15 protein-coding genes are annotated in these 12231 nt (G+C 45.8%); 10 read left to right on the top strand and 5 right to left on the bottom strand.

Going from position 1 to position 12231, the window contains the following annotated elements; all coding sequences use genetic code 11:
* Positions 1-237 precede the first annotated feature (237 nt).
* The 3 genes from QVC96_RS12030 (at position 238) to QVC96_RS12020 (ending at position 3010) form a co-directional block, all read left to right on the top strand.
* A complete protein-coding gene (locus QVC96_RS12030) occupies positions 238-1284 on the top strand; it encodes a transposase (protein ID WP_425597956.1) in 1047 nt (348 codons plus the stop codon).
* A 533-nt stretch (positions 1285-1817) separates the two neighbouring features.
* Positions 1818-2033, top strand: coding sequence for a ribbon-helix-helix domain-containing protein (locus QVC96_RS12025; protein WP_238025064.1), 216 nt, complete (start codon positions 1818-1820; stop codon positions 2031-2033).
* Positions 2034-2050: 17 nt separating this feature from the next.
* Entirely contained in the window at positions 2051-3010 is a 960-nt protein-coding gene (locus tag QVC96_RS12020; protein WP_287689403.1) for an inorganic phosphate transporter, read from the top strand.
* Here QVC96_RS12020 and QVC96_RS12015 read toward each other — a convergent pair.
* The 3 genes from QVC96_RS12015 to QVC96_RS12005 form a co-directional block, all read right to left on the bottom strand.
* Positions 2958-3932 (bottom strand): hypothetical protein, encoded by a 975-nt coding sequence (locus QVC96_RS12015; RefSeq protein ID WP_287689402.1) that lies wholly within the window; start codon positions 3930-3932, stop codon positions 2958-2960. The two genes, QVC96_RS12020 and QVC96_RS12015, sit on opposite strands and share 53 nt — an antisense overlap.
* A 53-nt stretch (positions 3933-3985) precedes the next feature.
* Positions 3986-4807: a DMT family transporter gene (locus QVC96_RS12010; RefSeq protein ID WP_287689401.1), complete on the bottom strand. Its 822-nt coding sequence runs from the start codon at positions 4805-4807 to the stop codon at positions 3986-3988.
* A gap of 63 nt (positions 4808-4870) precedes the next feature.
* A complete protein-coding gene (locus tag QVC96_RS12005) occupies positions 4871-5494 on the bottom strand; it encodes a hypothetical protein (RefSeq protein WP_287689400.1) in 624 nt (207 codons plus the stop codon).
* A gap of 154 nt (positions 5495-5648) precedes the next feature.
* Here QVC96_RS12005 and QVC96_RS12000 point away from each other — a divergent pair, with 154 nt between their 5' ends.
* From QVC96_RS12000 to QVC96_RS11990, 3 genes are all read left to right on the top strand, one after another.
* Positions 5649-7052 (top strand): MFS transporter, encoded by a 1404-nt coding sequence (locus QVC96_RS12000; RefSeq protein ID WP_287689399.1) that lies wholly within the window; start codon positions 5649-5651, stop codon positions 7050-7052.
* A 63-nt stretch (positions 7053-7115) separates the two neighbouring features.
* Positions 7116-7781, top strand: coding sequence for an HAD family hydrolase (locus QVC96_RS11995; protein ID WP_287689398.1), 666 nt, complete (start codon positions 7116-7118; stop codon positions 7779-7781).
* Positions 7782-7806: 25 nt separating this feature from the next.
* Complete coding sequence (locus QVC96_RS11990) at positions 7807-8025, top strand: sulfurtransferase TusA family protein (protein WP_238025084.1); 219 nt, start codon at positions 7807-7809, stop codon at positions 8023-8025.
* On the opposite strand, the gene QVC96_RS11985 is transcribed toward QVC96_RS11990, so the two are convergent.
* On the bottom strand, positions 8022-9005 hold the full coding sequence (locus tag QVC96_RS11985; RefSeq protein WP_287689397.1) for an NAD(P)/FAD-dependent oxidoreductase: 984 nt from the start codon (positions 9003-9005) through the stop codon (positions 8022-8024). The two genes, QVC96_RS11990 and QVC96_RS11985, sit on opposite strands and share 4 nt — an antisense overlap.
* 183 nt (positions 9006-9188) lie before the next feature.
* Between QVC96_RS11985 and QVC96_RS11980 the strand changes: the two genes are divergently transcribed.
* Genes QVC96_RS11980 through QVC96_RS11965 form a run of 4 tightly spaced genes read left to right on the top strand, consistent with a single transcriptional unit; the run spans position 9189 to position 11770 of the window.
* Positions 9189-9989 carry a radical SAM protein gene (locus QVC96_RS11980; RefSeq protein ID WP_287689396.1) on the top strand — a complete coding sequence of 267 codons (801 nt, stop codon included), beginning with the start codon at positions 9189-9191 and terminating at the stop codon, positions 9987-9989.
* The gene (locus QVC96_RS11975; protein ID WP_287689395.1) at positions 9986-10828 is read left to right on the top strand and encodes a radical SAM protein; all 843 of its coding nucleotides are present in this window, start codon (positions 9986-9988) and stop codon (positions 10826-10828) included. Before QVC96_RS11980 ends, QVC96_RS11975 begins: the two co-directional genes overlap by 4 nt.
* Positions 10825-11547 carry a lipoate--protein ligase family protein gene (locus QVC96_RS11970; RefSeq protein WP_287689394.1) on the top strand — a complete coding sequence of 241 codons (723 nt, stop codon included), beginning with the start codon at positions 10825-10827 and terminating at the stop codon, positions 11545-11547. The genes QVC96_RS11975 and QVC96_RS11970 overlap by 4 nt, the downstream gene beginning before the upstream one ends.
* Before the next feature lies 1 nt (position 11548).
* On the top strand, positions 11549-11770 hold the full coding sequence (locus tag QVC96_RS11965) for a hypothetical protein (RefSeq protein ID WP_238025127.1): 222 nt from the start codon (positions 11549-11551) through the stop codon (positions 11768-11770).
* Here the strand turns inward: QVC96_RS11965 and QVC96_RS11960 are convergent.
* Positions 11757-12203 (bottom strand): EVE domain-containing protein, encoded by a 447-nt coding sequence (locus tag QVC96_RS11960; RefSeq protein ID WP_238025134.1) that lies wholly within the window; start codon positions 12201-12203, stop codon positions 11757-11759. The genes QVC96_RS11965 and QVC96_RS11960 overlap by 14 nt on opposite strands.
* Positions 12204-12231: the final 28 nt, after the last annotated feature.

The raw sequence follows: 12231 nt of genomic DNA, 5'->3' as shown, positions 1-12231 counted from the left end.
CGTTCGAGAAATGTTAAATACACATGGTTTTGAGCGCAAAGTCACGTTGCCTATTAAGATGGTTTCTAACATGGACGCAGTAATTAATACAGCATTACCTAAATCTATAGTTGGTGTGATAGCTGGGGCGATTCAGGTTTCCATTGCGAATTGTAATTAGTTAATCTACGTGGGATGATCAAAATCAATCTATCATTTTCAGTAATACTTTAAGGGGGCCGAACACGATGTCATACCATGACTAAGCTAACTATCGAACCCGCGTACCAACTCCAGGAGGAGTTGGTACACATCGTGTTCGACCCCGTATTTCCTAAGCACTGGCTCATAAATAAACCTGTTGAGGAGGTGGAGGAGCTAGCGATGAGGGAGGCGGAGGAGGTAAGCCCGAGGTACGCGAGGGGGAAGAGGATCAAGAGGAGGGGTTACGCGAGGTACAGGTTCCTAACTGGTTTCTCGGTGGTGATGGAGGGCAGGAGGATTGAGTACAGGCTCAGGTGGATGAGCGTGAGGTTGCCCGTGATGTACGACGGGAAGGGCAGGGTGAGGACGGGGGTTGAGAGGGAGTTGCTGAGGGAGGAGGAAGATGTGCTCAGGAAGCTGCTCACGTTCTACTCGGTGCTGGGAGGGAAGATGAACGCGAGGCTCTGGACCCCTGAGCTTGAGGTTGAGGGAGACTTCCAGTACGTGATAGCTGACGGGAAGTGGGTCAAGCTCAGGGGAGGGAAGGGAGTCCTCCTGGTGGCCATGGGCGTCACGCGCGAGGGAAGGAGAGCTGTGCTGGACTTCCTCCTGGCTAAGGAGGAGGACGCGAGGAGTTACTGGAGGCTTTTTGCAAGGGTGTGGAGGAAGTTCAACTTCAAGCTCGTGGTTGCGGACATGGTCAGGTCCGTGGACTCCGCGCTTGAGCTCTCGGGAATAGACGCGAAGAGGCAGCTCTGCCTCAACCACGTCAAGAGGCGCCTGGACCGCGACGAAAGGAAGGAGGTCGACCTCCTCGTGTCTGGCCTGCTCGCCGAGTTACCTGACAGGATCAAGGAACTGGTGGAACGCGGTCTCCTCTCCTTCCTCTCCCTTCCTCAAGAACTTCAGCGCCTCCTCTCCACCAACAACCTGGTGGAGTCCTTCAACTCCCTGGTGGAGAGGAGGAGGTTCGGCAAGTGCCACACGCCCCACAGGCTGCTCCAGATCGTCTGGGCCATCGCCGATAACTACAACATTTTGGATAATTTTTTGCAGAAATGGAATAATATCCATATATTTAGCGTTTTCTTTACGATCTAGACGTTTCCACTCAATTAATCCTACATTGAATAATGAGAAATGAAGGAACTAGAATTCAATTCGCAATGGAGACCTGAATGGCCCTGATAGCTGTCCTAAATCCGGATACAGCACATTGCGAACAAATTAAGAACACTGTTCAAAGGGTTAGGCCAAACTCTTATACGATGTGCCTTTTTGACGAAGGGCATCCAAGCAATATTATTTTCGATATATTATAAGTAGCCCTTGATTATGCGATCAAGGTTGACTTTTAGCTTAAATGCGATGAATATTTTAGTTGTTAAGGGAAGCAAACTAAAATAACTTCTTGCACTGCCTACGGTCATAAAAACTGTTAAGAGACCTTTTCTTTTTGTTATTTTATATGGTATTTACCTCTATACTGTATTTACACTATACAGCTTTTTTACTCTTATTATGTACAGTGTTTACTAGCTTCGGGCTTAAAGTATTTAAACAATTCAAAAGACAGTGGCCTCGAAAGGTTTATCTATCAAGGCTTATACAAAGATATGGCTATGGTTATGAATTTGTCTAAGGATGAACAAGGAGAAAGTGAGGGATTCACAATAGAGATAGATATAAGGAAAGAGACAAAAACAGTCACTTTCAAGCTTGACGCCTCTCTACTTCAGAGGATAGATGAAAGTATAAAACAAAGAAATGGCGTATCTAGAAATTCCATATCAAGAAGCGACTTCATAAGGCACGCAATACTCTTTAAACTTCAAAAACTCAAGGCGTAATCAGGAACTGAATTTCAATGAATTTATTAAATTTAGGATTATTTCTTGTAGGTTTGGTTTCATCCTTTGTGGTTGGAGGAAATAATTCTGCAACCTCTCTAGGCATACTTATATCCACCAACTCCATGAAGAGAAAATATTCGTATTTGGTTAGCGCCGTTAGTATGTTCCTTGGAGTCTCCGTGGGTGCCATATCCCTTTCTGGCAGTATAAGGGGAACGGTTATCGGGGTTCAACCCTATCTCAGTATAGCAGTGCTCTCCGTGTTCCTAGCCTCCGTGGTCTCCTTTTATTATCTCAATCGCTCTGGCATCCCATCGTCTTTAAGTCAGATGATCTATCCCTCCTTGGCCATACTGGTGATTCTGTCCAGGGAGCTCTCTTTTGACTGGGGGAAGTTCTGGTTTACCGTCATGTCTTGGGCCTTCTCTCCCCTATTGGCGATAGTTTCCTCACTTCTACTTTATTATATACTGGTGAGGATAACAACTAAAGAGAAAAAAATTATAAGGGAAATGAAAATATATAAGTTCCTGATCATCTCATCCGCAGTATTTACCTCCTTCGTCACAGGCGCAAATGCTATTGGAATAATAACCTCAGAGGGATTACTTTCCGAACCTGCTTACGTTGTGTTTCCTCTATACGCTCTTGCAGCCTCATTCGGTATCTACTTTAGCTCAAGGAAGGCATCAATTGTGGTTGGTTTTAGACTAACTAGGATGGGATATCTGAGCGCTACATCGGCTTTGTTGGGGAGTGACATAATATCGGAGATCTTCACGTTGTTTGGGGTGCCAATTTCCATAACCCAGACGGTGATGGGTGGAATTCTAGGTTTAAGTTTCAGGAGTTATGGTCCTGACGTTAAGACGCAACTGAAACAGGTTACGAAGGGATGGTTAACCTCTCCGGTTATTGCAATTATTTCATCCCTTGCTGCCTTTGGTGTTTTGAAGAGCCTTCTTGGCTTATGAACCTTGAAGAGATCCCATTTTTCAAGGAGTATAGGCCCAATGCGTTCCTAACCAGATAGAGATATAAAAGTAGGGCCAATACCCACGGAATCCCGGTAAAGGTTATCAGATCAACCACAAGAAGGAGTGGGATGAGCCATTCCCATCCGTAATTATACCTGGCCAGAGAGTAAGTTGAGCAACTCATGAGAAGAACAGTCATTATGCCCACCGTGAAGGAATGAAGTGGATAGAGCCCTCCTTCGAAAAGGCCAAAGATTCCTGAAAAGACGATAGCGCCCACGTTCAGTAGTGCAGATAGAGTAGTTAGATTTATTCCCACCCTTAAAGTCCTTCCTCTAATGAGAAGAAAGGGATATACAACCGTGATGAGATTTATCAGTGAAGGAAAGAAGTAACTTGCTAGAATTGTTAGGAGTAAAGGAATTTGTTTCTTGCCCAACAATGGTCTAGCGCCAAGAGTGGCAGAGAAAATACCCACGTTAACCCCCAGGACGTAAAGCAGGAGTGGAACCTCAAGGACGTAAAAATCGTGAAAGAAACTGAACACGTACCAGGATACAGTCCCAGCTAGAGAGGAAACCAAAACCAGATAGTTAATGGGAAACTTGGACCCGTAATTCATCACATCCCCTATGGCCCACATCATTATCATGAATGCTACCCCCATTCCAGCTCCAATGAGAACAGGGATCAGGGAGAGCAAGAGTACCAGCGTGACTAAGTGCCCCACCATATATTTCCTCGCGGGCGCGAAAAGCCTAAACATCATTCCCACGTAAAAGAGATAGGCCCCACTCATCATGAAGAGTGGGTGAAGATTCCCTCCTATAACTATCTGTAATGCTCCCAAGGCCCAGTAAGCTATTGCACCGTAAATGAAAGGGATGTAAACTCCCCAGGGTTCTATGACACTCTTCATTGGGAAATAATACCCGAACATGTTTTAAAAAAGAGGACCTAAGCACTAAGGTATCATCTCGATACGCTAAGCCAAATGGAACTTGCTAGGATAAGAGTTGCGCTCAATATCTGTAAAGGCGTGAGAATCTGTCCCAGAAGAGGATAGGCCAGCAGTGTTGTTACCACAGGTTCCAGCGCAGATATCACTGTGGCAATTGCGGAATCCATAATCTTGATTCCCCTATAAAAGAGGTAATAAGGGATTATGGTGCCAAGGACCGCCATGTAGAGTCCACCAGCCACTGATCCCAGGGAGACGGATCTCGAAAAGGGTAAGATTACCACGAGAGAGAGGGGAAGTGACCAGACCGATTGTGCACTGAGAACGTCCCAACCTGAGAAACCTCGTAGCTGAAGAAACTTGGAGAATGAGATTAACGCCGCATAGGACATCCCTGAGAGGATCCCCCATATCAACTCCACGGGTGTGGGGGTGCCTAGATAGTCAAGGTAGAGCGCAACTATGACGATGACGGAGCCCATTACTTTTCTAAGGCTTAATTCTTCCCTAAACAGCACGAAGGAGAACAGTATAACGAAGAGGGGAGCGGTATAGAGAAGAAATGATGACAGCGGTGCACCGTCTAGAATTATCGTGAAAGCATAGATTTCGTAGAAGGCTCCTGTTATAATACCCATTACGGCAGATTCCCATCTGAGCAGGATTTTCCTGTTTCCCCCATAGAGCAATATCAGGCACGAAAAGAGCGTTCTGAACAGGACAATCCCAAAGGAATTTGCCCCTACTCTGTAAGCTTCCTGTACCGCTATTCCGATCGTTCCCCAAAGCACCGAAGCACCTACCAGATCGTAGAAAGCCCTGTTTAGCCTCATTTATTCAGTCTTCCATTACATAAATTAAAAATTAGAGGTAGGGATTGTTAGGCCGGGAGCATGTCAGATCTTGATGATCAAGTAGTTCACTCCTAGGTACAGGAGAAACAGGGGAAGTACGATGAATTCCGTCACGTCTAGGGTAACCTCAAGTATCCACAGAGAAGCGAGTGAAAAGAGCAATGATGATAAAACAAACTTGAGGTGAGGAAGCCTGATTCTTGCAATCTGATTCTTGAGCAATGCCGTTAGTCCTAGAACCAGCACTGCAGATATCCCCGTTCCCAAGAGAGTTGAGGAGTAGCTCTGCGGTATTAAAGCCAAGGCCACTAGCGCATCCTCCAGAGCCTCAGTGATTGCCACAACCAGAACCACGCCCATTCCTTCCTTTTCTTCCCCGTGATGTTTACGAATACCCTTAAAGGATCTTCTGGCACTCCTTATGAGCCTGTACCCAAAATAGGCCAATATTATTGCGCCCACTATCAGAACATACTGAATTGGAAGCAACTCTATGAACCTTCCCAACGTGAACGTGGGTAATAGAACCACCAACACGCCCAAAGCTCCGTAAATGTAGGGAATCCATGATTTGTATGCTCCAGCATATATCGCCGACACTGCCCCCGCTTCAGATAGCTCCAGGGTCCCCATGGCCAACGCAGCTAGAAATACTCCTACATCCATGAGATCGAGAAGGCGTCATTAAATTAAAATGTAACTCAGTTAAACCTAGACCGTGAAACCTTGACTATGTAGACTATATAGAACTAAATAGATTACATAAAATATATGGGTCATTTATATAAGGTTTCCAAGGTTAGAGTAGCTCAGAAAGGATATGGAACCCTTTAAATCGTTGGACAATGTAAAACTGAACTTTAATCACATCAAGATCTGGTACACCTCAGGCATGGGCTTCTTTACTGATGCCTACGATCTTTTCATAATAGGTGCCATCCTTGATATCTTCAATGCGTATCATTTGCCTGGTTTTACCTTGACGCCTTTATATGAGGGTCTCTTGGCCTCATCTGCAATCTTTACTGCCATAATTGGACAATTGATCTTTGGTGTGCTAGGTGATCTTATTGGTAGAAAGACCGTATATGGAGTGGAGGCGTCCCTTCTCACTGCAGGTGCAGCTTTATCCGCGTTCTCACCTAACGTTCTTTGGCTCATCATCTTCAGGTCTATAATGGGAATTGGTATAGGAGGAGATTACCCCATCTCCGCTACCATAATGAGCGAATATGCCAACGTTAAGGATAGGGGAAAACTTGTGGCCTTGGTTTTCGCAAATCAGGGAATTGGAAGTTTAGTTGCTGTGGCAGTGGGAGCAATTTCCGCTTTCACTCTTCCTCCAGACATGGCCTGGAGAGTGATGGCCTTTGTGGGAGCAATTCCCGCAGCAACAGTGATATACTTGAGAAGGAAAGTTCCCGAGACACCCAGATATTCCGCTTTAAAAGGCGACGTAAATAACGTGGAAAAATCTGTTGAATTTGTGGCCAAGGAGACTTCCAAGACCGAAGCGAAAAGGATTAGGATACAGAGAAAGAGCGTATCCGAGTTCTTCTCCAAGTACTGGTTGTTATTGCTTGGAACAGCTGGAACATGGTTCATCTTGGACATAGCATTCTACGGTACAGGTATCTATTCAGGTCCCATAGTTTCCTCAGTGTTGGGTAAACCGGCGTCAGTGGGTCAGGAGATTGTATACGCAGGAATTCCCTTCATGGTTGGGTTCTTTGGGTACTTCACCGCAGTGGCCCTAATGGACAAGCTTGGAAGAAAGCCAATACAGACCTTGGGCTTCATGATGATGGCGGTGCTTTACGGAGTAGTTTCCTTGCTTGCAGTGGCCAAGGGAGCTAAACTAGAAGGATTCTTGATTCCTTCTGCACAGGCGTTTGCGCTGTATGCCCTATCATACTTCTTCATAGACTTTGGTCCTAACACTACTACCTTCGTTATTCCATCAGAGGTGTACCCAACCAGTTACAGGACGACAGGACACGGAATCTCAGCGGCAGCCGGTAAGACTGGCGCAGCCATTACTACCTTTTACTTCCCTGCTCTGCTCTCCTCTCTAGGAATAAAGGGAATCCTGGAAATGCTAGCAGTGATAAGCGTGGTGGGGGCAGTGCTGACCTTGATAGCTATCAAGGAACCTAAGCTCAAGAGTCTTGAAGAGGTTTCCCAGGATTCCGTTGTTCTAGAACAGTCTCAAGAAACTAAATAAAGATATATAGCCTATATAGTTTAAAGAGGTTATTTTTAAAACTTTCTTCTTTTTATATATTTTATGGAATTCAGATCAGTTTTCCTTGACGTGGGAGAGACCCTAGTTGGATTCAGGCCTATGTCCTTTGAAAAACTAATTGTTAGACTAAGAAAAGCTGGTTATAATGTGTCAGCCAAGGGAGTGTTCAGGGCCTTATCAAAGGTTATGGGAAAGACCAATTTCCCCAACCAGTTAGGACTGAACCCTGTAGACGTGGGAGAACTTCTGTACGAGCTCAACATATTTCCATCAAGGGAGATCCTTGAGCAATTGGGTGGAGATTACACCCCAAGCCAGGATTATTTTCTATACGAGGACGCTAAGGAATTCCTTGAGTACCTTAACTCCAAGGAAGTTGATGTAGTTCTGATAACCAACGCCACGAGGAGAATGCACGACGTGATAGATTCCCTAGGTATAAGAAAGTACGTCAAGGCAGTTATAGCCTCGTGCGATGTGGGCGTGGTTAAGCCTCATCCGAGAATTTTCCGATATGCGCTAGAGTATGCTGAACAACCAGCTATACACATAGGAGACATATATGAACTGGATTATGTTGGGGCAAAGAGGGCAGGGATTGAATCCCTTCTTCTGGACAGGTTTGGATTCTATGACGATATGAGAGTGGAAAAGGTGAGAAATCTTATTGAGGCAATGACCTATCTCGATAAACATAAGCTTGTTTAATACCTAGAGTTCCATAATATTACTCATGGAGCTTGATCTGACGGGGCTATGTTGTTCCGTCCCCCAGCTGACCCTTTACTCAGCCCTCAAGAAGTTGGAACCAGGAACTAAGATTAGGATAATCACGGATGATAGAACAGTGCTGGAGAGGGATATAATTCCCCTTCTCGTTAAGAACGGGATGAGCTACACGATAACTCAAGATGAAGATAATTTTCTCGTAGTCGCATCAAGGAGAACCTAAAGGGATTCAACCATCTTTATAGCCCTGTATATACCAACTCTCTTAGCAAGTTCTGCCATGGACCCCCTAACGAATCTACCCATTAAATCACCAAAATATTCTGAACCTATTCGCAGAACTATTCCAGCCTGTTTGTAAGTGAACTTGACGTTGTGGCCAAGAGCATTCTCTATTGCTGTCCTCCCTGACTGAACAGCAACCTGCGCAGACATGGGTACGAAAGACTTGGTAGTCATGCAATCTCCAGCGCCAAAAACATCCTCGTAGTCCACAGACTGTAGATACTCGTTAACAAGCATTCTTCCATTCCTATTGCTGAGCCCCAGATCCTCAATCAATTTCGGACCGCGAAGGCCTGCAGCCATAATGGCCATGTCCACCTTCACCATGTCCCTGCTCGTGCTTATCCCCTCAGGACTCACTTCTTCCACCTTTGTTCCAAGGAGAAGGTTAACACCCATTTCCCTGAGCTTTTTCTCAGCATAGTGTGACGCTTCTTTGCTCATAAAGGAAAGGAGCCTGTCCTGTAGCTCAATGAGGTAAACTTCCTTACCCATTTCCCGTAAAATCCCCGCCAGCTCCACTCCAAGATTACCTCCTCCAAGAATTGCAACACTCTTGGTATGGGGTAGTTTGGCCCTTATGGTGAGCGCATCCTCTAGGTTCTCCAGCTTCTGAACGTTTCCCTTTACCTTGGAGGTATCCTGTTCATAACCTAAGGAAATTATCAATTTATCGTAGCTGAAATTTCCCTCAGTTGTTCTGACAACTTTACCCTTGAAGTCCACACCTAGCACGTTTGCCTTAACTATATCCTTGGGATAGGGTATTGTGGCAAGGGAAGGATTACCTGTTTCAATCACATCCACCAGTCTGTGAGTCAGCAGAAAGTATTCCTTGGAGTCTATTACTAGGGCATCCCTGTAAAAGTTTAAGGCTGATAAACCGGCAAACCCTCCTCCTAGCACTACAACTTTCATTGTATTATCATGTGATATCTCTTCCACCGCGATTTAAACCATTTCTGCTGTATATTAATAACAGTTTTAAGATCTTAATATTCATCATGATAATATCTTACAGGTCTCGTGATTGTAAATGGGACGCGGTACATAAAACCAAGAGGGTGGAAATTTATTATCTCTCGGGGGTCAGAATGAATCGTGGAAGTTCTGCTTTCTGCCGGAACATATTATGCTATTAAGAAGGGTATTCGTTACAGTGAGACAGCCTATGCCTTGATGAAGGGTGGGTGTACAAACCAGTGCAGATTTTGTTCCCAATCCCTGCATAATAACGCGGACAAGAACTACCTGTCCAGGGTAAAGTGGTATAACGTTTCACTGGATGAAGTGAAAGATATGCTTTCCACGTTCAAGAGGTTCTGTTTACAGACAGTAGTTAAGCCTGGTTTTCAGGAAGAGACGCTCAAAATAGTGAGCGAAATCAAGACAAGGAAATCAGTAACTACAGTACCCATTTCGACGGAGCACCTGAAGTTACTGAAGGAGAAAGGGGTTGACTACCTGGGAGTTGGGATGGACACCACTGAGGGAAACTGGGAGAATGCAGGCAAGCCTGGCAAGTTCAGCGATTATCTGGATTTCGTGAGGAGGTCCCTGGAAGTGATTGGAAAGGGAAGGGTTTTCGTTCATCTAGTTTACGGTCTTGGGGAAAACGAGGAGGAGTTCATCTCCCTTATGAAGGAACTCTACTCCATGGGAGCAGAGGTGGCCCTTTTCGCCTTCACTCCAGTTAAGGGAACGCCCATGGAATCCAGATCCTCACCCAGGTTAGAGGACTACAGAAGGATTCAGAGGATCAGGTTCTCCCTATCCCACGGATTTGATGGCGGGAATCTGTCCTACCTCACCTCCGGGTGTCCATCATGTGACAGGCCATTCTATAACGAGGATCCCAGAGGGAAACTATACAATGTTCCCATTATGGTGAGAAAGGAATGATAGGCGGGTTCATCTCAAAATCTAAGTTCACAACAATTAGCGTCACTGGAGGACAGTGCTCTCTCAACTGTTTTTACTGCGGTAGTAAATATATCTCCTCCATGGAAGGGGCAATGTCCCCTGAAGTCTTTGAGAAAACCGTTAGGAAGCTCTATTCAGGTGGGGTAAGAGGCTTCCTGGTCAGTGGAGGATTTGATAGGGAAGGAAAGCTTCCGGTCACCTCATTCCTTCCTGTTATGAGGAAACTTAAGAGGGAACTGGACGTGGTCTTTAACCTTCATCCCGGATTACAGAGTAGGCAGACCATTGAAGAAATGAGAGGTGTGATAGATATTGTTGATTTTGAGTTTGCCTACTCTCCAGGCGCTTATCAGGCTAAGGGAATTAAGGTGGAAAGAGAGGCCTACGTTAGAACGCTGGAGGAATTCATAGAGCGCGGTCCTGAGTACATTGTTCCACATCTTATGCTGGGAATCCCTAGAGATTCAGAGGAGGATCTAAAGCAGGAGATAGAACTGGTCTCCACTTTGAAACCCTATCTCATGAACTTTTTAGTCATGATACCCACTCCCGGTACTCCATCTCATGCGGTGAAGGTGGATGCGAAGAAGATAATTCCTTTAATAGAGTACGGATCCCGTCTTATGGGGGGCAGGACCAGTATGGGTTGCATGAGACCCTACTCCATAAAGGAGGAACTGGACAGGACTGTGTTGGAGAGGGGGCTTGTTCAGAGGATAGCCAATCCCCATCACAAGGTCGTGAGGGAATTTAACCTTACAATATACGATGCGTGTTGCAGTTTACCCGAGAAGTATCTGGAGGCCTTCAGGGTATGAGACTCGTGATAGAGGCAGGAGCTCCAGGAGAGAGGCAGATGGCCCTGGACGAGGTAACCCTGCATCTCCTGAACCAGGGAATTGTGGACGAGATTGTTAGGTTCTGGAATTTCTCGCCCACCACCCTGACCATAGGAAGGTTTCTCTCAGTTAATGACTGGGTTAACCTGGAACTACTTAAGGAGAAGGGAGTGCCACTGATTCGACGTTTCACTGGAGGGGGTCCAGCTCTCCACGATGAGTTTGGAGAGATCACGTGGAGCGTGGCCGTCAGGTCACAGGATATGATGAGTGTGTACAGGAGGATAGGAGAGGCCATGGTCCTAGCTTTAAGGGAGCTGGGCTTAGAGGGAGAGTTTGTGCCCATTAATGACGTTGTGGTCAGGGACAAGAAGGTAGTTGGAATGGCTGGGGCTCAGAAGGGCAACGCTGTTCTCGTCCACGGCACGTTCATGTATGCAACAGATCTTTCCCTGATGTCTCTCATTAGGGTTCCCAAACCAAAGGAGCTAGTTAGGGGCACTCCCTCCTCGAGGGTTTCAAATCTTTCCCTCCTTCTGGGCAGGAAGGTCTCCAGGGAAGAGGCGCTCAAGGCTCTGTTGTCAGGGTTTGTCTCGGTATTTAGGGCCGAAGAAGGGGAACTAACAACCCTGGAAATTGAACTCTCGAAACAACTCAGTTACAAATATACCAACGAGAAGTGGACCTTTGTGAGGTAGTATGATCTGCGAAAAGATATTCCGGTCCAGGGCTGGAAAGACCATCATCCTCAGGGTTGTGGAGGGTAGGGTAGAAGTTACTGGGGATTTCTTTGGATCCGAGGAGGACCTGGAGAAGCTGGAGAGAGACCTTTCAAGTTTGAGGTCCAGTAGTGCGAGAATTCTGGGAGTGGATAATGACGAACTCCTTGAAAAGGTGAGGGAGTGTTTCAGTCATACATAGTTTGTCTCAAACACTCCTCCATTACCTTGGCATCCGAATCAAGGATGGGCCTTCCCAGATTGGCGGGCGCATTCCTCAGGTACTTGGGCAACTGCACCACGTCCTCCACGAACTTTACCTTCCCTATCAAGCTCTTTACATCACATGCACCGGTGATCCACACCTCCACCTTCACCCTGTGGGGAAAGACCGCTCTGTTTCTGACCTTCTCCTCAGGATAAAGGGGAGTCTCATCATAGTACCAGTCGGAGACAACTCTCCCAATGCCCACTATCTTTCCCCCGTACCTTGTGGCATAATACTTGCTGACGTAAAAAATAATGTTATCACCTTTCTTTATATATTTACTAAGATTCGTTTTATATCCATATACTCCATCATACTGAATATTATCCCACATATCTTCCTGGATTGGTACTAGCCAAAAGGTCATAATCGTTTTTATATAGGAGTGACCTAAA

Source organism: Metallosphaera javensis (ex Sakai et al. 2022), assembly GCA_021654415.1.
In the GTDB taxonomy this organism is placed as follows: Archaea; Thermoproteota; Thermoprotei_A; order Sulfolobales; family Sulfolobaceae; genus Metallosphaera; species Metallosphaera javensis.
This window is presented reverse-complemented; position numbering and strand designations above follow the sequence as displayed.